This window comes from Methylocella silvestris BL2, from assembly GCF_000021745.1.
Classification (GTDB): Bacteria; Pseudomonadota; Alphaproteobacteria; order Rhizobiales; family Beijerinckiaceae; genus Methylocapsa; species Methylocapsa silvestris.
This window is the reverse complement of sequence record NC_011666.1, coordinates 2,541,220-2,563,239: the sequence shown is the minus strand read 5'-3', so window position 1 is coordinate 2,563,239 and position 22,020 is coordinate 2,541,220. Positions and strand designations below refer to the sequence as shown.

The following is a 22,020-nucleotide window of genomic DNA, read 5'->3' as shown; positions in this document are numbered from 1 at the left end:
GACGCGGCATAGGTTGAGGTCTGCATCAAGGCTTGGCCGCAGCAAACGGGGTGATGATGTCCTGGTACAGTAAAGTCCTTTGGTCGGAAGGACTTTTCCTTCGCCCCCACCACCTTCAGCAGGCCGACCGTTACCTCGAACATCTGATCGAGGCGCGAACGCGCAGCGCCACCCCCTATCCCTGGGGTTTTTCGCATCTTGAGATCGACCGCGACCTTGCGCAGCAGAGCAAATTCGCGGTGCGCCGCGCGGCGGGGGTGATGCCGGACGGAACGCCCTTCGACATTCCCAACGACAGCCCGGCGCCGCCGCCGCTCGAAGTGCCGGATGGCGCGGCGCAACAACTGCTCTGGCTGTCGATGCCGACCGCTTCATCAAATACGCGCGAGGTCGATTCGGCCGATTCGTCGAGCGCCAGCCGCTTCGTCATCGGCGCCGAGACCTTTATCGATTCGACCTCCTCGCTGCGCATCGAGGAGGAGATCGACGTCGCCTATCCGCGCCTCGCCTTCGATCTGCGCAAGACGGCCAAGCCCGGCTTTCAGGGGCTCCCCATCGCCCGCATCGTCGAGGTGCGCGATAAATCGATCGTTTTCGACGAGAAATTCGCCCCGACCGTTCTGGTCTGCTCGGCTCATCCGACCGTCGAGGGCTGGCTCGACCGGGTGATCGGCTGGATCGACGCAAAGCTCGGCGAACTCGCCCGCTATGCTGCGGACCCGACCGCGGGCGGCGGACTGCAAAGCGTCGATTATCTGGTGCTGCAAGTCCTGAACCGCCACATCACGGTGATGCAGCATCTGCGCGGATCGCGCTATGTCCATCCCGAACGGCTCTATGTCGAGCTGATCCGGCTCGCCGGGGAACTTGCGACCTTCGCCACCACCGAGCGCCGCGCGAGGCTCTATCCGCTCTACGACCATGACAATCTGGAGGCGAGCTTCGCGCCCGTCCTGCGCGATCTGCAGGATTTCCTTTCGGCGCGGCTGGGGCGGCGGGCGATCCGCCTCGACATCATCGCGAGGGCGGAGAACGCCTTCATCTCGCCGATCCGCGACCGCAGCCTGTTCCGCAACGCAAGCCTCGTCCTCGAAGTGGCGGCGCGCCGGCCGCTGACCGAGATTCAGTCGAGCTTCCCGCATCTGTTCAAGGTCGGCCCCGGCTCCAAGATGAACGAAATCGTGCACGCCCATCTGCCCGGCGTGCCGCTGGTGCATCTGCCGACGCCGCCGCCGCAGATCCGCGCCATCACCGACCATGTCTATTTCTATCTCGACCGCACCTCGCCGCTATGGCCGGAATTCTCGACGGCGAGTTCGATCGGCATGCATTTCTCCGGCGATTGGCCCGAGCTCAGCCTCGAGCTCTGGGCCGTCCTGGAAGACCGGTCATGAGTAAGGGCCTCGCGCCATGAACGAGAAGGACCCGCCGGACAGCCTCGGGCGGCGCGACAATCGTACGATCATCGTGCCGAACCCCGGCGGGCGAAGGCCCGAGGCGGCGCGCCCTTCGCCTGCCTATGCACCGCCTCCTTCGGGCGCGCCCTATGTCCCGGCGCAGCCGGGCGCGGCGCCTGTTTGGCCGTCACACCCCTCTCATGGCGCAGAGGCCTCCCCCGGCGACGAATGGATCAAGGGACGCGCAGCGGCGGCGCAAACGCCCGATCGGATCGTGCGCGATATTCCGATCGACGATCTTCTTGTCCCCAATGAAAATCCGCTGCTGCGCGCGGCGGGGCCATTGCTGCTGCTGCTTGGTCGTCTGCGCGTCGCGCAGCTGCAGGCGTCGCCCGCGAGCCTGATGGGGCAGGTGGCGGAGGCCGTCGCTTTTTTCGACAAGGAGATTCGCGCGACGGGCGTCCCGCCGCAGCAGGCGGAAACCGCGAAATATATTCTCTGCGCCACCGCCGACGACATCGTCCAGAACATCCCGACCGAGGATCGCCACGTCTGGACGCAATATTCGATGCTGAGCCGCTTCTTCGGCGAACGCATCGGCGGCGTTCGCTTCTTCTCCGAGCTCGATAAAGCGAAGACCGATCCGCTCAATAATTACGATCTGCTCGAACTCATCTATGATTGCCTCGCGCTCGGCTTCCAGGGCGTGCACCGCAGTTCGGCGACCGGCGCCGTCAGCCTGCAGCAAATCCAGCGCGATCTTTACGAGCTCTTGCGCCGGGTCCGTCCGCGCGTCGACCGGGAGCTGTCGCCGCATTGGCGCGGCCAGAGCCTGCCGCGCGGCGTCATGCGCGCACGCATTCCCTTCTGGGCGATCGCCAGCCTCGCCGCGCTCTGCCTGTTCGGCCTCTTCATTACCTTGCGCATGCTGCTAACGGGCGCCGCCGATGTTGCAGCAGCGGACCTCAACGGCCTGATCGGCCGCGGCGACCTGAAGCTGGTGAGGCATAATTTTGCCCCGCCGCCGAAGCCGCCCGAGCCGCCGCCCGGCAAACTGACCCAGCTCCAGCGCATCAGGCTCGCGCTCGCTCCCGAAATCGCAGCGAAGAAGGTCGACGCCACCCAGACCGCGACGAAGATCAGGATCATTGTCGGCGATCTCGTGCTGTTTCCGTCAGGGCAGGCCAATGTGAAGCCGCAGTTCGAGCCGATCGCCAAGCGCATCGCGCAGACTTTGGAAAAGGAGCCGGGCGCGATCACGATCGTCGGCCATACCGACAATGTGAAGCTGCAGGCGACGTCGCCCTTCGACTCGAACTGGACTTTGTCGATGGCGCGCGCCAAGGCGGTCGCCGCCGTGCTGAAGCCGGGCCTTAGCGAACCGGCCCGCATCGAAGTCGACGGAAAGGCGGACGAGCAGCCGATCGCGCCGAACGATACGCCGGCGGGGCGGGCGCAGAACCGCCGCGTCGAAATCATGCTCGCCCGATCGGACTGACCCGCGATGAACAAGGAAATCATCCGCATCATCGCCTATGGGGTCGGGCTCTCCTCGATCGCCGCGGTGGTCTATCTCGCCGGTCCGATGATCGAGATCGGCGGCGTTCGCCCGCTCGAAAATTCGATCGTTCGCGACATCATTATCGTCGTGCTGGTCGCCGCCGCCGCCGGGCTGGCCGGCTTTACCTTTTGGCGGCGCAAGAAAAACGCTGCCGAGATCGAAAAGGGCATCGCCGAAGGCGGCGCCCCGGATAGCGACGCCGAGGTTTTGGGCGAGCGCATGAAGGACGCACTGGCGACGCTGAAAAACGCCAGCAAAGGCGCGACCAAGGGCGCTTATCTTTATGAACTGCCCTGGTATCTCCTGATCGGACCGCCCGGCGCCGGCAAGACCACGGCGCTCGCCAATTCCGGCCTCAAATTCCCGCTGAGCCGGGGCGCGACCCCGGCGGCGGTCGCGGGCGTCGGCGGCACGCGCTATTGCGACTGGTGGTTCACCGAAGACGCCGTGATGATCGACACGGCCGGGCGCTACACGACGCAGGATTCCGACGCGCGGGCCGATCAGAAAAGCTGGCTCGCCTTTCTCGATCTTTTGAAGAAGAATCGGCCGCGCCAGCCGATCAATGGCGTCATCGTCGCGATCGCCCTCTCCGACATCATGACCGAGACGCAGGCGCAGATCGAAGCGCATGCGCAGGCGATTCGCTCGCGGCTGATCGAGGTCAACAAGCAGCTGAAGGTCGATTTTCCGGTCTATGTGCTGTTCACCAAGGCCGATCTCATCTCGGGCTTTCGCGAGTTTTTCGGCTCGCTCAACGAGAACGCCCGCGCGCAGGTATGGGGCGCGACCTTCCAGACGGCGGACAAGAAGCTCAATCTCGTCGGCGAGGTTCCGGCCGAATATGATTCGCTGATCGCGCGCCTCAACGAATGGACCACCGACCGGCTGCAGGAAGAGCCGGTGCCCTCGACGCGCGCGTCGCTGTTCGGCTTTCCGGCGCAGGTCGCGGCGCTGAAGAAGCCGGTGTTCAATTTCCTCAATCTGATCTTCGAGCCAACGCGCTACCACGCCAATGCGACGCTGCGCGGCTTCTATTTCACCTCCGGCACGCAGGAGGGCACGCCGATCGATCAACTGATCGGCGCGCTCTCGCGCAGTTTTGGCGCGCGCGAAGTCGCCGCCAACGCCTATTCGGGGCGAGGCCAGAGCTATTTTCTGAAGAATCTGGTCGGCAAACTGATCATCGGCGAGGCCGCCTGGGTCTCGACCGACCGCGCCGCGGTGTTTCGCGCGAGGCTGATCAAGGGCGTCGCGCTCGGCCTGCTGGCGCTCGTCTGCGCGGGCCTCTCGCTCGCCTGGTTCGGCAGCTATCAGCGCAACAGCGATCTGATCGTGCGCACGCAGGCTGGCGCGGCCGATTTCCGCACGGTCGCCGGCCCGCTCGCGACGGAGCCCGAAATTTCCGACCGCGATCTCGCCAAGATTCTGCCCCCGCTCAACAAATTGCGGTTCTTGCCGGCCGGATTTGAAACCAAGGGCGAGACGCCGCCGCTCGCGGCGACGTTCGGCCTCAGCCAGTTCGACCGGCTGCAATCGGCGTCAACGGGCGCCTATGACATGGCGCTCGAGCGGCTGCTGCGTCCGCGCCTGATCTACCGTCTCGAAGAGCAGATGGAGGCGAACCGCGGCGACCCGAGTTTTCTCTATGAGGCGCTGAAGGTCTATCTGATGCTCGGCGGCTTGCATGCGGTCGATCGTGATCTCGTCATGAATTATCTGCGCCGCGACTGGACCGAAAATCTTTATCCCGGCTCCGCCAATGCCGACGGGCGCAGGCTGCTCGAGGCCCATGTCGCGGCGATGCTCGACATGAAGGGCGACATCATCGTCAGCCTCAACGGGCCGCTGGTGTCGGAAGCGCAAAATCTTCTCGCGCGGCTCAGCGTCTCGCAGCAGGCCTATGAGCTGCTCCGCTCGCAGGCGGCAAGCTCGGAGATTTCCGATTGGAACGCCGCGCGGCAGGGCGGCCCCGATTCTGCGCTGGTGTTCGAGGCGACGCAGGGCGCTGCGCTTGATTCCATAAAGGTGCCGGCCTTCTACACCTATGCCGGCTTCCGCCGTCTGTTCATCGACCGGCTGTCCGGCATCGGCGAAAAACTCAAAAGCGATCGCTGGGTGCTCGGCGCCGCGGGCGAGCAGGCGGCGGTCGAGGATCAGTACAAAAGCCTCAGCGACGATCTGCTGGCGATCTATGGCAAGGATTTTATCGCGGCCTGGCAAAGCGCGCTCGGCCGGCTGAAGCTGAAGCGCCTCCTCGCCGACAAGCCGAAATATGTGACGCTGGCGGCGGCCTCCGCGCCGACTTCGCCAATCAAGCAACTGATCGTCTCCGTGCGCGACGAGACCGCGCTGACGCGCGAGCGGCCGGGCTTCGCCAAGAAGGAAGGCGTCGATCCGAACGCCGCTTTGTTTCAGAACCGCGCCGTCCCGGGCGCCGATATCGAGCAGGCCTTCAAAGCCTATCACGTGCTGGTCGAGGGGGAGGCCGGGCGGGCGCCGGTCGATCTCATCATCTCGAACCTCGCCGAAATCTACCAAAGCCTGCTGCTGATGGGCAATCCGGCGCAGGCTCCGCTCGCAACCTCGCAGCTGCAGACGCAGGTCGCGGCGTTGCGCGCCAACGCCAACCGGCTGCCGCAGCCCTTCGCCGGCATGCTGCAAACGGCGGGGACCGATATCGACGGCGATCTGACCAACAGCTTCCGCTCGCAGCTGAACCGCGCGCTGCGCGATACGGTGACGGGGGTCTGCCAGCAGGTGGTGTCGAACCGCTACCCCTTCGCCCGCACCGACCGCGAGGTTTCTCTCGTCGACTTCGGCCGCCTGTTCGGCCCGCAGGGGATCATCGACAAATTCTTCTCAACTCAGATCCAGCAATATGTCGACATGTCGAAGCCGGTCTGGACATTCCGGCAGGACAATAATGTCGCGCGGGCGCTCGCCTCGTCCGGCGCGACGCTGAAGGAGTTCCAGCGCGCGGCGCAGATCCGCGACGTGTTCTTTGCGACCGGCGGGCTGATGCCCTCGATGACGCTGACGATTACGCCGCCGCCGGCGCCGCTTCCCGCTCTGCCTGCTCCGCCGCCGCCCGCCGCGGGCGCGGCTCAGGCGGCGCCGGCCGCCACTCCGGCGCCCGCCGCGCCGACGGTGAGCATCAAGATGGACATGAACGGAACGCCGATCATCAGCCCGGCGGGCGCCTCGGCGCCGGTCGTCGCGCAATGGCCGGGCGCATCGACCAACCGTAGCGCGATTACCGTGACCTCGGATGCGCCGGGCGCGCAGCCCTCGACCATCGAGCGGCGCGGTCCCTGGTCGCTGTTCCGGCTGATCGAGGCGGGCGCCCCGGTGCCGCACGGCGATTCGATCGTCGTCAGCTACATCGTCGGCGGCCGGGAGCTACAATATACGTTCAGCGCGGGCTCGACGCAGAATCCGTTCACGCTGCCGGCGCTGCGCGAGTTTCACTGCCCGAGCGACCTTTAGACCCATGATGCGCTGCGGCCTCATCGGCAAGATCGCCGCAAAGCCCGACTATGTCGCCCTCGACGCGCCGGCGCCCCTGCTGGCGGCGATGGAGCCGTGGCTGCACGCGTCCATCGCCTCCAGCCGTCTGATGCTTGGCGAGTCGTGGCAGGGCGTCTTCCGCGCCGCGCCGATCTGGCGGTTCTGGCTTGGCGCAGAGATCGCCGGCGCGCCTGTCCTTGGCGCCTTGGCGCCCTCGATCGACGCCGGCGGCCGCTATTTCCCGCTGATCGCTTTCGCCTCCAGCGAGGCGGCAATAGCGATTTTGCCGCCCGAATTTGCCGATCACGACGCCTGGTTCAAAGCCGCCGAAGCGCTGCTGCTCGCCTCCCTTGGGCAAGGGGCGAGCTATGAGGCGACGGTCGCCGCCGTCGAGCGCCTGCCTGCGCCCGCCTGCGCGCCCGCCGTCGCGATCCGGCCGCCGCTGGCTGCGCTCGCGGGCGGCGTCACCGCGCCGCTCGACGACAAGCCGCTGGCGGAGGTGTTTTCCTGGCTTCGTCGCGCCGACTGGGGCAAATCCTATGGCGCGCGCAGTTTCTGGTGGACGGCTGGCGGCGTCAGTTTTCGCCCGCGCGCGCTTGGTTTTTATCATCTGCCCGACCCGTCGCTGTTTGCCGCCATGCTGACGGGTGAATTTTCTGGCGGCTCCGGCGCCGGGATGGGATAAGGCGCGTCAGGCCGGCGCGCGTCGCCGCTTCAAAGGTTCAAGAAAACACGAGGGATCCATGCTTGTCACACGCCTGTTCCGCGCCGGGCTTACGGCCGCTTATGCTCTTGTCGCCCCGGCGGTCGCCCTCGCGCCGCAGCCGGCCGCCGCGGCCGATGAGACGGTCACCAAGACGGGGCTTCGCCTGATCGACACGCAGCCGGGCGCCGGCGACACGCCAAAGCCGGGCCAGACGGTGAGCGTGCATTACACCGGCTGGCTTTATGCCGACGGCAAGAAGGGAAAGAAATTCGACAGTTCGCTCGATCGCGGCCAGCCCTTCTCCTTCACGATCGGGCAGGGCCAGGTGATTCAGGGCTGGGACGAGGGCGTCGCCACCATGCGCGTCGGCGGCAAGCGCACATTGATTATTCCGCCGGAACTCGGCTACGGCGCGCGCGGCGCCGGCGGCGTCATTCCGCCGAATGCGACGCTGCTTTTCGACGTTGAGCTGCTTGGGGTCAAATAGCGCGGCGCCGCAATTAAAGGTTGCGACGCAGGCGGGGCGATGGGAATTCTGCTGGCGGAGGGGTAAGGCCAAGAAGAACCGGGAGAGGGCCAATCGGGGCGAGGCAAGGGGCAGGGCAGTTAGCCGGGGCCGGATCGACGTGACCGCGAAAAACGATATCGGACCGACGCAATCAATCGGGAGCGCGCCCTCGGCGGCGTCCTATGGCGTCAACGCGCCGCGGGGAGCCGATTTTCCGGGCTCCGAATCGCTGCGCCCCGGCATGCAGCTGAACGGCGTCTATGAAATCGACGCCCTGCTCGCCCGCGGCGGCATGGGCGAGGTCTATAAGGGCCATTCGATCCAGACCGGCGATCTCGTCGCGATCAAGGTCATAAGGGCCGATCTCGCCGAGAATGAAGTTGCGATTGCGCTGTTTCGCAACGAAGCTTCGAAGCTGCACCGGCTGCACAATGAAGCGATCATCCGCTACTTCGTGTTTTCGGTCGATCCCGTGTTACAGCGAACCTATCTGGCGATGGAGTTCGTCGAAGGCGAGCCCCTCTCGCAGATCCTGCGTCGCGCGCCGCTGCCGCCCGAAACCGTGCGCCGCCTCGCCTGCCGCGTCGCGCTCGGGCTTCACGCCGCGCATAAGCGCGACATCATCCATCGCGACGTCTCGTCCGATAATATCGTCATCCAGAACAATGACGTCGAAGAGGCCAAGATCATCGATTTCGGCATCGCCCGCTCGACCCAGGCGGGCACGACGCTGATCGACATCGGCTTCGCCGGCAAACTCAATTACGTGTCGCCGGAACAGCTCGGCCTTTATGGCGGCGACGTCGGCGCGCGTTCGGACATCTACAGTCTCGGCCTCGTGCTGATCGAGGCGCTGCGCGGCGCTCCGGTCGACATGGGCGGCACCCAGGTCGAAGTGATCGACAAGCGCAAGAGCGTGCCGAGCCTCGAGGGGGTCGATCCGCGCCTCGCGCCGGTGATCGAGAAGATGCTGCAGCCCGATCCTGCGGCGCGACAGCAGAGCATGCAGGAGGTCGCCGATGATTTCGCGCGGATCGCGATCGAATCGGCGACCCGCGATCGCGCCGCTCCGCCGCGCGGCGGCTCGATCCGCCGCCCGGCGCCGCCCGCTGCGCGCAGGCGCCAAATCACATTGGCGCTAGGCGCGGGATCGGCGCTCGTCGCGATCGCGCTGCTCGCGGGCGCCTATTTTTGGCTTGCCAGCCCCGCGCAAAAACGTCCGGAGACGCCGCAACATGCGGAGGTCGTGCTGCAGCCGCCGCCGGAGCAGCCGCCTTTGACTGCGCCGCCTGCCGCGCCTCCCGTGACCGAGCCGGAGGCGCCGATGTCGCCCGCCACGCCACCCGGCGTCGTCACGCGCGAAAGCGTGCTCCGCTACATCGAGACCTACGAGGGGGCCGCCTGCTTCAGCATCCTGTCGGCGGCGGCGACGGCCTCGTCGACGCGAATCGAGGCGATCGGCGCCGAAAGGAGCGCGTTCGACGAGCTCAACGCCGCCTTCAGCCGGGCCATGGGCTTTGAGGCGGATATCAAAGCGATTCTCGTCCCGACCGCGGAATGCGCTGCGCTTGATTTCTACAAAGCGGCGAAGCCGGCCGCGGCGCTCGCCCCGCAGGTGCAGATCGACACGCCCTTCCTGCGCGCCGGCCAAACTCTGACGGGGTCGATCTCGGGGGCCAAGGATCGCAAGGTCGAGGCGCTGCTCATCAGCGACGACGGGACGATCCAGAACGTCACCAATGCGCTTCCAACAGCCCGTCCGCGCCCGTTCAGCCTCGCGGTGACGCGGCCGAGAGCAGGCGGGCAGCCGCAAATTCTGATGTTCGTCTCGAGCGCCAGCCCGCTGGCTTCGCTGAAACTCGGAAAACCCGGCAAGGCGGCGCAGATTCTCGCTGCGGCGGAAACGGAGGCGGCCGGGCGTCAGGAGCAGTTGGGCGTCGCGATGAATTATTTCTACGTGACGGAATGATTGATTAATGACCGCCGCTGCTGGTGCGGTCGGCGAGGGCCAGAATCAGCATCGTCAAGGCGAAGATGAGCAGGGCGCCCAGCGCCAGTCCCAGCTTCTCCGGCTGAAAACTCTGGTCGAGCTCCAGCAGGCGTTCAAGAATATTGACGGAGGTGATCGCGACGATCGAGCTCAAAAGCTTCTGCTTGAGACCCGCAAAGCCAATCCGGGTCAATCCCTCCGGCCAGCTCGGATGGTCGGAGACATTGATCGGACGCACGAAATTTTCGAATGTCGAACAGATGACGATCAGGATGAGATTGGCGGTCAGGGAGAAATCGATGAGGCTCAATATGCCGACGATGACGTCCGACTGATCAGCGTCCCGCAGATGCGTCACAAAGACGATGAGCTTGACGCAGAATTTATACAACAGCGTCAAAAGGCCAATGATGAGGCCGGCCAGAAACGGCGCCATCAGCCAGCGGCTCGCGAAGAACAGATTTTCGATGCCGCGTTCGACAGGTTTCATGGCGCCTTCGCCTGGAGAGGTTCCGATCGGATTGAAGCTCCAGCGTGATGCCATGGAAAGCGCGAGCGAGGCAACGCTTGGCTGCTCGCGAGCGTCTGGCTCAGGCCGCTTTCAGCTGCGCCACGCGGATCGGAATCGGCGGATGCGAGTAGTAGAACATGGCGTAAATTCTGTCCGGCGTCAGCGTCGCCAGATTGTCGCGCGACAGACGCGTCAAGGCGTTGATCATATCCTCTTCGCCGACGATCGCCTTGGCGAAGGCGTCGGCCTGAAACTCGGCCCGGCGCGACAGGAAATTGAGCAGCGGCGCGGATAGCCGAAGCAGCGGGCCAAGCGCGGCGGACACGATCATCAGCACGATCCCCGGATCGTCCGGAAGCCCGAACTGGCTGGCGAGGCCGCCGGCCGAAAAGGCCCAATGCAAAACGGCGAAGATCACGAAAAGGAGGATCGCCGATTGCGCCAGCCTCTGGCCGATGTGGCCGAGCTTGAAATGGCCGAGCTCATGCGCGAGCACCGAAATGATTTCGTCTTCGGTGTGCTTTTCGAGCAGGGTGTCGAAGAAGACGATGCGCTTGACCTTGCCGAAGCCGGTGAAATAGGCGTTGCCATGGCTCGACCGTTTCGAGGCGTCCATCACATAGAGGCCGTTCGATTTAAAGCCGCAGCGCGCCAGCAGCGCTTCGATGCGGCTTTTCATCGGGCCGTCCGGCAGCGGCCGGAAGGCGTTGAAGAGCGGGGCGATCCACATCGGATAGATCACGCTGGCGCCGATGGTGAGTAGGACCGTCGCCGCCCAGCCGATGACCCACCAGAGGCGAGGCAGCGCCTCGATCAGCCAGAAAAGGCCGAAAAGCAGCGGCGCCGCGATGACGAATTGCAGCACGAGGCCCTTAATCTGATCCAGCGCGAAAATGCGCGGCGTCGTGCGGTTGAAGCCGAAAGCCGCCTCGATCTTGAAGGTCTTGACGAGGGCGAAGGGAAGCGCGAGCCCGTAGCTGACCGCGCCGATCGCCATCACAAACGCGACGCTGCGCATAAGGCCCGGTTCGAACAGCGCCGCCACGAGCGCGTAAAGCGGCGCCAGCAGAACGGTCAGCCAGAGAACGGACAGGCCCGTGTCGAAAATCGTATGGAGCGCGCCGAGTCTGGCGTTCGCCAAAGTATAATCGGCGGCGCGCCGATGCTCTTCGAGCGTGACGACCGAGCGGAAATCGACCGGAATGCTGTCACGGCTAGCGCGCACCGAGTTCATTTGCCTGCGCCGCAAATAAACATCGAGCGCGCCGGAGGCGATGATCGCGGCGATAATCGATATAGCGGTGACGCTCAACGACGGCTCCAAACTGGATCCCGGCGGGGGTGTTCGCGCCGCTGGCGATTGGACCGGCGGCGCCGGAGCGATGCGTGGATCAACGCGCCGCGCGAAGGGCGCTACGGCGAAATCCGGCGGCGGCGCGTTTCAGCGCCGCGGCGCCTTGCTAGACGTCTTGGTCGCCCTGACGATGACGGGCGATAACGGAAGGTCCGCCATTCTTCGGGCGCAGCCTGACGACCACGTCGACCTTCGAGATTTCATAGCCTTCGGGCGCTTCGACGCCTTCGGCAAATCGCGCGCAATCGTGTCCGATGTCGCAGACCGCGCCGCTATCCTCGAAGAAGAAATGCGAGTGATTGCTCGTATTGGTGTCGAAAACCGTCTTGCCGCCTTCGATGGCAAGGCTGCGCACCAGCCCGACCTGAGCGAATAGATTGAGGACATTGTAGACTGTCGCGAGAGAGGCCGGCATCCGGGCGACCTGCGCTTCGGAGGCAAGCGCATCCGCTGTCAGATGTCGATCGCCCTTGCCGAACAAAAGCTTCGCCAATCCGAGCCGCTGCCGCGTCGCCCGCAGGCCATACCGCTCCAACAGGGCGCGCCCCTTAAATGCCGGCTGGCCGGCTTGCTGGAACTCGTTGCCCTTGGACTCATACATGAACGGATGCGCTTTCCCAGAATTCGCCTCCTCACATTGAATGCAATTTTTGCGTAGGACACAATCAAAAAGATAATGTTTAGAGCAATTCTAACGGAAAACCCCGCGCGCTCGTCTTGCGCGCCGCCCTGCCGTGCGGCGGCTTTATACGAAAAGCCGTAAGCTGCGCAGGGTTCGCGTCGGCCGTCATCTTGAGGAAACGAGCGCGTTCGCCATCCGGCGTCGTGTTTTGCTTGGCCGCCGCGCGGCAATGCTTCTGGGGAGACAAACGCTTTCGGCGCGCGATCGCTTCGTCAGCGGTCAGCCGGCGAAGCTATGGGGAGCCAGGAACTGCCAGGCGCTCAGCAAGAAGACGGGCATTGCCGCCGGACCATTTTGATTTTCATCGACCCATTGTCCGACCGAATAGATCATCCGGTCGGCGCTTGGGCGAATCCGCCAGCCTGATTGGCCGTGGAATTACTTCTTGGTGGCGCTGTTGAAAGCGGCCTGCGCCGACTCGCCAAGCTCCTTGGCTTGATTCTGGATCGCCTGGAGCTGGGATTTGGCGAATTCGGACTGCAGTGAGAAGACTTCCTGAACATCCTTGGCGTGGAGCAGCTTCTGCGCCAGATCGAAAGCGGCGTTGACGTTGCTTTCTGCAAACGACATGGCCTTGGTCACGGCTTCCTTGGCGCTCGAAGGAAGGGCCTCGGCCGAACCCGTCGCTTTTTGAGCGGCGCCGATAAAGCCCAAAAAGGCTTCACGCGCTTGCTCGAAGTTCTTTTCCGCAAGGTCGCGAATCTGCGTGGGGATTTGCTGCGGTATGTCGATCATGGCGTTCTCCTTCAGCTGAAAGGTTGGTCGATCCGAGTTTTAGGGGCGGCTTTTGGCGCGATGCGTGTCTTGGAGCGTTACGAACAAGGTCGGGAGGCTGGGCTGCAGTCGGAGCTTTGTGGCCAACTCCAGGTTCAACACTGCAAGTTCACCGCGTTGGGGACGAAGCAGCCTTATCTTTCCAGAATTTAGCCGTCTGCGCCACCCCCTTGGGGTCGTAGTCGCAAACTGTGACGTTTTAGCTGCATCTGCGGCAAACATCTCGCTTTCGCGCCGCCGGCGCGTTACATCGATGTCAGCCGCTTTCGAAAGGATTCGCCATGTTGTTCGTCGCATCGGTGCTGAAGGGATTTGCCGTCGCGGCCAGCGACGGGAAGATCGGAACCGTCGACGACTTTCTGTTCGACGACGAGAGCTGGAAAGTCAGATGGCTCGTGGTCGACACCGGCGGTTGGCTAAGCGGCCGCAGGGTTCTCGTGCACCCCTCCGCGCTGGGGGAGCCGGACCCCGTGCGACGCGTGCTGCCCGTGCAACTGACGAAAGCGCAGATTGAAGCCGGTCCCGACCTCGCCCAACACCAGCCGCTGTCGCGGCAGATGGAATCCCATCTTTACGATTATTACGGCTGGGATCCCTCGTGGGGCGTCAGCTATTTCGGCATCGGGGCGATCGCCCAGCCTTTATCGTTGCCGCCGCTGGAGGGCGAGGCCACCGCCGCCGACGCCGCCGAGAACGCCGCGCATCCCGGCGAGCAGGACCCGCATTTGCGGAGCGCCGCGGAAATCAATGGCTATCATATTGAGGCGAGCGATGGCGAAATCGGCCATCTTGAAAGCTTTGTGCTTGACCACGCCAATTGGGACATTCGCTATCTCGGCATTGCGACGAGCAATTGGTGGGGCGGTCAGCACGTCCTCATCGCTCCCTTTGCGGTGAAAGAGATCGATTGGGCCGACCGGCGCATTTCGATCGACATCACCCGCGCGCAAGTGAAGTCGAGCCCGCCATGCGATTCGATCGAGATGGTCGACGAGGCCTATGAGCGGATGCTGCACGGCCATTACGGCTGGCCGGGCTATTGGTACTATCCGGATTAGGCTGGCCAAGCGTTCCCCGCCGCGCGGGGCCGGCGCTCGGCGCGCGTGCCCGCGAATACCTGATTGTTTTTAGAAGATCTTCGGTCTTTCCGCATTGCAGCAGCAGTTGTTTTGCCCGGCCGCCGGCCGCGGTAGAATAGCGCCGCGGCGATGCTGTGGAAGCCGCGACAATTTCCATTCATCATTTGTGATATTCGCCGGCGATTTGTGCGGCGCAAAGAAATAGTTGCGCAAATGTCGCACCTAGGGGTCCTTTAACTTGGTGCATGCGAGATCGCGTTGACAGGGCGGGACCCGAAATGTACCGATGATTTCAGGCTCAAACGTATATCTTCTTGCGCTTATACGTGGAGCAGAACGATTTAGCAGTAATAAAGCGGGAGAAGTCGCCTTCCTGCAACAGCCTCAAAATATAAACAGAAACTTAATCGGCGTTGCTTGCAAATCGATCAATAAGAAAATGGGCGACTCTTTAGTTAAACTAGCAAACAACGGATGGGGAGAGTAATGGCTAACCGCATTGGAAGATCCAGGAGTCGCCGAGGCGGCGCCTATTTGGCGATGGCAGGCCTGATGGCCTCGGTGTTTGTCGGCTCGGTCGCTGCGCGCGCCGACACGACGGACGAATTGCTCGATCAGCTCAAGGCCAAGGGCGTCCTGACCAAGGGCGAATATTCCAAGCTGAAGCAGCGCCACGCCGCCGAAACCTCGAAGGCCGGCCCGCGCGGCGCCGCTCCGGTCGTCGGCAATGGCCGCTATCTGACCGCGCTCGACAAGGGCGTCGGCTTCCGCATTCCTGGCCAGCAGATCGTCACCAAGGACAATGGCGTTGTCTCCGTCGGCGACGTCGACGTGAAGCTCACCGGCGCGCTGATCTTCTTCGGCGCTGAGACCTTCAAGAATAATGTTTCCGGCACCGCGCTTGTCGGCGGCGTTACAGGCGGCCTCTCCGGCGGAAGCACCGTCAACAACGCCAACTCCATTCGTTCGGGTCTGCTGCCGAGCAACGTCGTGTTGAGCCTCGCCACTAACCAGATGGGTTGGGATCTCGGCTTCACGGTCGGGGCGTATTTTGGCGGCAACAACGTCTTTGTCGGATCCGATCCTAGAAATGCCAACGCAGGCGGCTCCGCATTCGCGCTCGGCACTCCCGGCATCGACCTTCGTCAGGTTTTCGGTACGATCGGCACTCCCGAACTGGGCTCGCTCAAGATTGGTCGCGACCTCGGCCTGTTCGGCGGCCAGGCGATCCTCAACGACTTCACCCTGTTCGGCGTCGGCACCGCGGCCGGCAACGCCGCCCCGGGTAATACGGCCCTCGGGCGCATCGGTCTCGGCTATGTCTATGCCGACTGGATTCCGCAGATCACCTATACGACGCCCGGGTGGAACGGCTTCACCGCTTCGGTCGGCTTGTTCTCGCCCCTCGCCGCCACGGATATCTTCACCGGCGGCCTAACAAGCGGCGTCATGACTGCCCACGATCAGCCCCAATTCCAAGGCCAGATCAAATATGTTGGTCAACTCGCGCCCGATTTCAAGCTGACCGCGTGGGTCGACGGGATTACCCAGTTGCAGCGCGCTGAAGTCGGCGATTCCGTCACCGCCTTTATCAGCGCCGGATCCCACACCAGATCGTCCGGCGTCGACGGCGGCGCCCGCGTCGACTGGAATGGCTTCAGCGTGGTCGGTTACGGCTACTGGGGCAGCGCGCTCGGCACCACCGGTCTATTCTGGCAAGCCCTCAGCCCGGATGGTCAGGCGCGCAAATCGTCCGGCTGGTACGCTGAGGCGGAATACACCTTCGGCTCGAGCCCATATCTTCCTGGCTTCCTCGGCGGCGACCGCTTCACGATCGGCGGCAGCTTCGGACAGAGCTTCCTCCAGGCAAACAGCTTCGACACGGGCACCGTGTTCGGCGCAGTCTATGAGCCCTTCCTTCTGCATACCAACCAGTCCGCGATCGGATTTGTCCGCTACAAGCTGACCGATTGGGTGGCGTTCCAGGCCGAGTTCATCAACTCGAAGTCGATCAACCAGTCTGGCGGCTCCTTCACCACCAACGCCGTCGTCGGCGGAACGACCTTCTTCTTCTAAGCCACTCGCCTAGAAGCCAAGCTCAAAAACGCCGCCCCGTCTTGGACGCGGGCGGCGTTTTCTTTTGCGGGGTCGTGCGCGCCGGATAACAAAAAGGCCGACCGGTTTCCCGATCGGCCTTTTTTGTGCGGCGACCCGGCGCCGCTCCGCGCAAAAACCCGGAGCGGCGAAAGATCAGAAGAAGCCCAGCGGCTTGTTGCTGTAGCTGACCAGCATATTCTTGGTCTGCTGATAGTGGTCCAGCATCATCTTGTGGTTTTCGCGGCCGATGCCGGACTTCTTGTAGCCGCCGAAGGCTGCGTGAGCCGGATAGAGGTGGTAGCAATTGGTCCACACGCGGCCGGCCTTGATGGCGCGGCCGAAACGATAGGCGCGGGTGCCGTTGCGCGTCCATACGCCCGAACCGAGGCCGTACAGCGTGTCGTTGGCGATCTCGAGCGCCTGCGCGTCGTCCTTGAAGGTCGTGACCGAAAGCACCGGTCCGAAGATCTCCTCCTGGAAGATGCGCATCTTGTTGTGGCCCTCGAGCACCGTCGGCTGCACATAGAAGCCGTTGGCGAGCTCCGGGCCGAGATCCGCGCGGCCGCCGCCGGCGAGCACCTTGGCGCCTTCCTGGCGGCCGATGTCCATATAGGACAGGATCTTCTCAAGCTGGTCGTTCGAAGCCTGTGCGCCGATCATGGTCGAGGGATCGAGCGGGTTGCCCTGCTTGATCGCGTTGACGCGCTTGATGGCGCGCTCCATGAAGCGATCGTAGATCTTCTCATGCACCAGCGCGCGGGAGGGGCAGGTGCAGACCTCCCCTTGGTTCAGCGCGAACATGGCGAAGCCTTCGAGGGCCTTGTCGAAATAATCGTCGTCTTCGTCGGCGACGTCCTCGAAGAAGATGTTCGGGCTCTTGCCGCCGAGCTCAAGCGTCACCGGAATGATGTTTTCCGACGCATATTGCATGATGAGGCGGCCGGTCGTCGTTTCGCCGGTGAAGGCGACCTTGGCGATGCGCGGACTTTGCGCCAGCGGTTTGCCGCATTCGACGCCGAAACCATTGATGACGTTGAGGACGCCGGGCGGAAGCAAATCGCCGATCACGTCCATCAGGACCATGATGCTCATGGGCGTCTGTTCGGCCGGCTTCATGACGATGCAATTGCCGGCGGCGAGCGCGGGGGCGATCTTCCACACCGCCATCAGCAGCGGGAAATTCCACGGGATGATCTGCGCGACGACGCCGAGCGGCTCATGGAAATGATAGGCGATGGTGTCGTGGTCGATTTCGCTGATCGAGCCTTCCTGGGCGCGCAGCACGCCGGCGAAATAGCGGAAGTGATCGACGGCGAGCGGCAGATCGGCCGCCTTGGTCTCGCGGATCGGCTTGCCGTTGTCGATGGTCTCGACCATCGCCAGCACATCGAGCTTTTCTTCAATGCGATCGGCGATGCGCAGAAGCACGAGGGACCGCGTCGCCGGCGAGGCGTTGCCCCAGCTCTCGCGGGCGGCGTGCGCGGCGTCAAGAGCAAGCTCGACGTCTTCGGCAGTGGAGCGGGCGATGGTGCAGACGACATTGCCGTCGATCGGCGAGATATTCTCGAAACTCTGGCCTTTGACCGGCGGCGTCCACTTGCCGCCGATGAAATTGTCGTAGTGCGGCCGGATGGCGATCTGATCCTTGAGATCGGCCAGAAGCTTTTCAACCATAAATATTCCTCCCTGTTAAGATCATTCGCCTGTCGGATCTTCGGACGGCGCCTGTCCTGCGTCGCCCGAGGCCTTTGCCGGACGTTGCGGCTTTGGCGCGCCGCTGTCCGATCGTCCGCCAGAGGAATCGCTTGCGCATCCCTCTCTCAACACAGCCGCTGGCGCGGCCGTCCGAATTCGTTCCTGCGAGGCGGCTTCGCCTCGGCCCTGTCCGTTTGCCGACAATAAATCGGAGTTGGCAATAAGTCAGAGAATAAGACGGTCGTCAAAGCAGCGAAAAGGGGCGAAGCGGTCTCCGCCGCCTACACTTTCCGATTGCCTGACCGGCAAAGGTTGTGCTTTGTCCTTTTAAGATGAAACTCAACTTATGTGCTGGCGACGGGGCTGGCTGCTTTCGGCGACGTTTGCGTCAAGAGACCGGGGACCTGGCCGCACAAGCCTCCGCGGCCGATCGGGGATTTTTGTCTGTTCGGCGGATTGCGCCAGCGCCGCGGCTTCTGATCGCGACATGCGCTCGGGGGGCGCGTTTTTGGGCAGCATCGCGCCTTTTCGCCAAAACATCCTCCAAGACCCGTCCAACTTACGGCATGATGCGCACGAAAAAATCACGCTCGCGGGGATTTTGTTCCCCGCTTGTTCCTTACATTCGGCGCGTTGCGATTGCGAGATCGACGGGCGCGGAGTTTAATGATCACGCCGCGCTGGTGGCTATACCCTAAAGGTCGCACGCGGCGATGCTCAGGGGCCCGGCGAAGTCGCGCAGCCGCCGCCCGTGGAAGGACAGCGCGTCGAAATTGCGCCAGTTGGCGCGGGGAACTCGATGGCGAAAGTTTTGATTGCCGACGACCATCCGGTGTTTCGCCGGGCGCTTGGCGATATCGTCGGCCAGCTGCTGCCCTCAACCGGCCTTGCGGTTGTCGAGGCGGCGGATCGCACGCAATTGTTCGAGATCGTCGAAAACGACGACGTCGATCTTATCCTGCTCGATCTTTGCATGCCGGGCATGACAGGGCTGCCGGAGCTTGTCGCCATTCGCAATATCGCGCCCGCGACGCCGGTGGTCATTATCTCGGCCATTGACGATACGACAATCGTCAATCAGGCGATCAACTGCGGCGCAGCCGGCTTCATCCCCAAATCCTCTTCCATGGAGGATCTGGCGGCGGCGTTGAAGCAGGTTCTCGACGGCGGAGTCTATATCCCGGGCAGCGACGAGGCCCGCGAAAAGCGCGGACCCGCGGAGGCCGACGCCTTGACGCCGCGCCAGCTCGCCGTCCTCGGTTTGTTGTCGGCCGGTAAGTCGAACAAGGAGATCGCGCGAGCGCTGTCGATCAGCGATCTCACCGTCAAAGTGCATATCACGACGATCTTTCGGAAACTGGGCGTCGCCACGCGCACGCAGGCGATCGTCGCCTTTCAGCGCGAGCGCGCACAGGTGTCGAATAATTGAGCGGTCCGGCAATGGGATTTCGCGCGCGAAACTATTGCGGAGACGCTGAGGACGCGGCGCGGCGCGAGGCGAGTGCGGTCAGCATGGCCCGCAGCCGCATCGGCGGCGCAGTCTTGGCGAGAAAATCATAGCCCTGCCGCTTTAACGCCCGCTGCAGCTCGCCGCTCGAATCGCTGGAGACGATCAGCGCCTGCAGCTCCTGCCCGAACGCCGCGCGCATCGCCGCGACGGCCTGCGTTCCGAAAACGCCATTATCGAGATGATAGTCTGCGATAACGAGATGCGGCGCCTTGCGCGCGGCGCTGAGCGCGGTGATCGCCGCATGCGGCGAGCGCACGGCGATTGTGATGCAGTTCCAGGAGCGCAGCAGCGCCGAAAGCGCATTGCGCAGCCGCATGTCATTGTCGATCACGACGACGCAAAGCCCGGCGAGCGATGCCCCGCCAGGCTCGAGGATCGGCTCGGGGACAGCAGGGGGCGCCTCGCTCGATCTGAGCCGCAGGGCGAAGCACGAGCCGCGTCCGAGGATCGAACGCACCTCGATTTTGGCGTCGATCAGCCGGGCGATCCGCTCGGTAATCGCAAGCCCGAGCCCAAGCCCGCGGTCGCCTTCGCGCGCCGCCGCGCCAAGTTGCCGGAATTCTTCGAAGATCAGCTTCAAATTCTCTTCGGCGACGCCGACGCCTGTGTCGTAAATCTCGACCGAGACGTCCGCGCCGCGCCTGCGGCAGCCGATCAGGATCGAGCCCTCCGCCGTGTAGCGCAGCGCGTTGCTGATGAAATTGCGCAGCACGCGCTCGATCAGAACGCGGTCGCTGTGAACCGCGGCTGCGCTGGCGACCGTCCTAAGCCGAAGGCCGACGGCTTCCGCCTGCGGCTCATAATCCTGGCGCAGCCGGTCGAGCAGCGGCTGAAGCGCGAAAGAACTGAGTTCGACCGGCCAGACGCCGGCGTCGAGGCGGGAAATATCGACCAGCGTCCGCACCAGCTCGTCGACTGTGTCGAGCGCCGCCTCGATATTGGCGACAAGCTCGCTGCCACGCGATTGCGGGTCTGAATATTCGCCGACATGCTCGCCGAGCATGCCAAGGAAGAGGCGAGCCACATTCAGCGGCTGGTGCAGATCGTGGCTGGCTGCGGCGAGAAAGCGGGTCTTGCTGAGATTGGCCTTTTCGGCGTCGCCCTTCGCGGACAGCAGGGCTTTCTCGGCGGCGCAGCGCTCCGAAATCTGCTGAAACAGCTGATGCGTCAGATTGGTTAGCTCGGCGGTTCGCTCGGCGACCCTGTTTTCCAGCGTGATCGCCGCCTGAAACAAGGTGAATGCGTTGTTGCTCTTGGCGCTCATGTCGTTTTCGACGCGGTCCATCAGCACGGAGTTGACCCGCCGCAGCCTTGCGATTTCCGCGCGCAGAGCTGCGACCTCCTGCTGCTGCGCGGAAGGTTCCGACGGCGTCGTCCGCGCCGCGCTCGGCGCCGAGAAGTCAGAGATCGTCATAAGGCTTGCCGATGGCGATTGCGGTAAAGGTCTGGTTCAAATGCATGCCGGCGAACTGCTCGCCATAAGTGCTGAAGCCGATCACATGATTGGCGGCGAGCAATGCGCCGGCAAGGCGTTTCGTCTGGGCCTTTTCCAGCGCGAGGCTGCGATAGATGCAGTCGAAGCCGATCACGAGCTCGGGTTGTCCGAAGCTTTCGTTCACGCCTTCGAAAAAGGCGGTGAGATTGGGCAGCACCGCTTCGCTTTTGGCGAGCCGCAATACGACGCCTTCGTCGATCGCGCAGAAGAAGGTGAGGCTGTCGTCGAAATGGGCGGCCTGAATCGAGCGGACATGAAAATCGGCGCCGATCTTGACCATCAGCGGATAAGTGGAGAAGGTCGAAGGGGTCAGGGCGCGCTCGGGCAGATTGAGCAGTCGCGCATATTCTCGCGCCGCCGGTTCGCCGTTGAGCTCGAACACTTTGCGGCTGTGCGGATCGGCGCGCGTCACCACCATTCGTTCGTCGGAGCCGACGAGATGCTGGCATTTCAGGATTCGGAACGGCGCTTTGATGCGGATCGCCGCGAGCAAGGCCGCGTCGCTGTGGAAGGCGCCGTCGCAATAGACGAAGGCGCCGTTGAGGCAGAGATTATCCGCCGCGGAGCCGCCGACGAGCGGCGTCATATCCATTAGAAGATGCATCGAGGCGAGCACGACCTCCTCATTGCGGGACATGCCGTCGATGAGAAGGAGCGCGAAAGAGTCCCGCGGGTCGAGCGTATAACCTTTCTCGCCCATGGCCGAGACGACTTTTTGCGTCGCGGCGTGCCCGTCGGACATCTGGAAATTGGACAGATTCTGCATCAGGGCGGTGGCCGCGACGCAATGGGAGGCCGCGATGCTGAAGCCGGTGATCGACCCGTCAAGATAGCCGATCGGGGTGATTTCTCCGGCCGTGGTGCAGCCGATTACCTGAACGCCGGCGAACATGCGCCGCAGCTCCGGCTCCAGCACATTGAGGTCGAAGCTGTAGGAGCAGAAGAACACGACCAGGCCAATATCGGGCTGGGCGATGGCGTCGTGAAATTCGCGCACCGCCGTGACAGGATCGGGCGCCGTCGAAAATCCGCGTCGTATCGCCCCGCGCCCGCTCATTGTCCTGTCCCTGCTCGCGGCGCTTGCCGCGCCTGTGCTCTCTTGCTTTTCATTCTAGCGCAGGAATGGCGCGGCCCGAAATCCGCGCCGCTCG

The 22,020-nt window shown here is 63.6% G+C and carries 16 protein-coding genes; 9 read left to right on the top strand and 7 right to left on the bottom strand.

Translation table 11 applies throughout. The features are described from left to right. Nucleotides 1-56 precede the first annotated feature (56 nt). From tssK to MSIL_RS12005, 6 genes are all read left to right on the top strand, one after another. Nucleotides 57-1,394, top strand: a complete 1,338-nt coding sequence (gene tssK / locus MSIL_RS12030; RefSeq protein ID WP_041369060.1) for a type VI secretion system baseplate subunit TssK — start codon at nucleotides 57-59, stop codon at nucleotides 1,392-1,394. A 16-nt stretch (nucleotides 1,395-1,410) separates the two neighbouring features. After that, nucleotides 1,411-2,895, top strand: coding sequence for a type VI secretion system protein TssL, long form (gene tssL / locus MSIL_RS12025; protein ID WP_012591352.1), 1,485 nt, complete (start codon nucleotides 1,411-1,413; stop codon nucleotides 2,893-2,895). 6 nt (nucleotides 2,896-2,901) lie between these two features. Beyond that, on the top strand, nucleotides 2,902-6,447 hold the full coding sequence (tssM, locus tag MSIL_RS12020; protein WP_012591351.1) for a type VI secretion system membrane subunit TssM: 3,546 nt from the start codon (nucleotides 2,902-2,904) through the stop codon (nucleotides 6,445-6,447). Nucleotides 6,448-6,451: 4 nt separating this feature from the next. Then, nucleotides 6,452-7,153, top strand: coding sequence for a type VI secretion system-associated protein TagF (tagF, locus tag MSIL_RS12015; RefSeq protein WP_012591350.1), 702 nt, complete (start codon nucleotides 6,452-6,454; stop codon nucleotides 7,151-7,153). Between the two features lie 58 nt (nucleotides 7,154-7,211). After that, nucleotides 7,212-7,661, top strand: a complete 450-nt coding sequence (locus MSIL_RS12010; protein ID WP_012591349.1) for an FKBP-type peptidyl-prolyl cis-trans isomerase — start codon at nucleotides 7,212-7,214, stop codon at nucleotides 7,659-7,661. A 139-nt stretch (nucleotides 7,662-7,800) separates the two neighbouring features. Further along, nucleotides 7,801-9,651, top strand: a complete 1,851-nt coding sequence (locus tag MSIL_RS12005; protein WP_012591348.1) for a serine/threonine-protein kinase — start codon at nucleotides 7,801-7,803, stop codon at nucleotides 9,649-9,651. A 4-nt stretch (nucleotides 9,652-9,655) separates the two neighbouring features. On the opposite strand, the gene MSIL_RS12000 is transcribed toward MSIL_RS12005, so the two are convergent. From MSIL_RS12000 to MSIL_RS11980, 4 genes are all read right to left on the bottom strand, one after another. Then, the gene (locus MSIL_RS12000; protein ID WP_244406121.1) at nucleotides 9,656-10,162 is read right to left on the bottom strand and encodes a YqhA family protein; all 507 of its coding nucleotides are present in this window, start codon (nucleotides 10,160-10,162) and stop codon (nucleotides 9,656-9,658) included. Between the two features lie 100 nt (nucleotides 10,163-10,262). Continuing rightward, complete coding sequence (locus MSIL_RS11995; protein WP_012591346.1) at nucleotides 10,263-11,495, bottom strand: M48 family metallopeptidase; 1,233 nt, start codon at nucleotides 11,493-11,495, stop codon at nucleotides 10,263-10,265. Nucleotides 11,496-11,643: 148 nt separating this feature from the next. Then, nucleotides 11,644-12,138, bottom strand: a complete 495-nt coding sequence (gene irrA, locus MSIL_RS11990; protein ID WP_012591345.1) for an iron response transcriptional regulator IrrA — start codon at nucleotides 12,136-12,138, stop codon at nucleotides 11,644-11,646. A gap of 459 nt (nucleotides 12,139-12,597) precedes the next feature. Further along, nucleotides 12,598-12,954 carry a phasin gene (locus tag MSIL_RS11980; protein WP_012591344.1) on the bottom strand — a complete coding sequence of 119 codons (357 nt, stop codon included), beginning with the start codon at nucleotides 12,952-12,954 and terminating at the stop codon, nucleotides 12,598-12,600. Nucleotides 12,955-13,274: 320 nt separating this feature from the next. Between MSIL_RS11980 and MSIL_RS11975 the strand changes: the two genes are divergently transcribed. Both MSIL_RS11975 and MSIL_RS11970 read left to right on the top strand, forming a co-directional pair. After that, the gene (locus MSIL_RS11975; RefSeq protein WP_012591343.1) at nucleotides 13,275-14,051 is read left to right on the top strand and encodes a PRC-barrel domain-containing protein; all 777 of its coding nucleotides are present in this window, start codon (nucleotides 13,275-13,277) and stop codon (nucleotides 14,049-14,051) included. Between the two features lie 573 nt (nucleotides 14,052-14,624). Beyond that, nucleotides 14,625-16,148, top strand: coding sequence for a porin (locus MSIL_RS11970; protein WP_244406120.1), 1,524 nt, complete (start codon nucleotides 14,625-14,627; stop codon nucleotides 16,146-16,148). 174 nt (nucleotides 16,149-16,322) lie between these two features. On the opposite strand, the gene adh is transcribed toward MSIL_RS11970, so the two are convergent. Then, nucleotides 16,323-17,843, bottom strand: coding sequence for an aldehyde dehydrogenase (adh, locus tag MSIL_RS11965; protein ID WP_012591341.1), 1,521 nt, complete (start codon nucleotides 17,841-17,843; stop codon nucleotides 16,323-16,325). Nucleotides 17,844-18,663: 820 nt separating this feature from the next. Here adh and MSIL_RS11960 point away from each other — a divergent pair. Continuing rightward, nucleotides 18,664-19,293, top strand: coding sequence for a response regulator (locus tag MSIL_RS11960; RefSeq protein ID WP_012591340.1), 630 nt, complete (start codon nucleotides 18,664-18,666; stop codon nucleotides 19,291-19,293). Nucleotides 19,294-19,324: 31 nt separating this feature from the next. Here the strand turns inward: MSIL_RS11960 and MSIL_RS11955 are convergent, their stop codons facing one another. Next, on the bottom strand, nucleotides 19,325-20,788 hold the full coding sequence (locus tag MSIL_RS11955) for an ATP-binding response regulator (protein WP_012591339.1): 1,464 nt from the start codon (nucleotides 20,786-20,788) through the stop codon (nucleotides 19,325-19,327). Further along, nucleotides 20,775-21,926 carry an FIST N-terminal domain-containing protein gene (locus MSIL_RS11950; RefSeq protein ID WP_012591338.1) on the bottom strand — a complete coding sequence of 384 codons (1,152 nt, stop codon included), beginning with the start codon at nucleotides 21,924-21,926 and terminating at the stop codon, nucleotides 20,775-20,777. Before MSIL_RS11950 ends, MSIL_RS11955 begins: the two co-directional genes overlap by 14 nt. Between the last annotated feature and the right edge of the window lie 94 nt (nucleotides 21,927-22,020).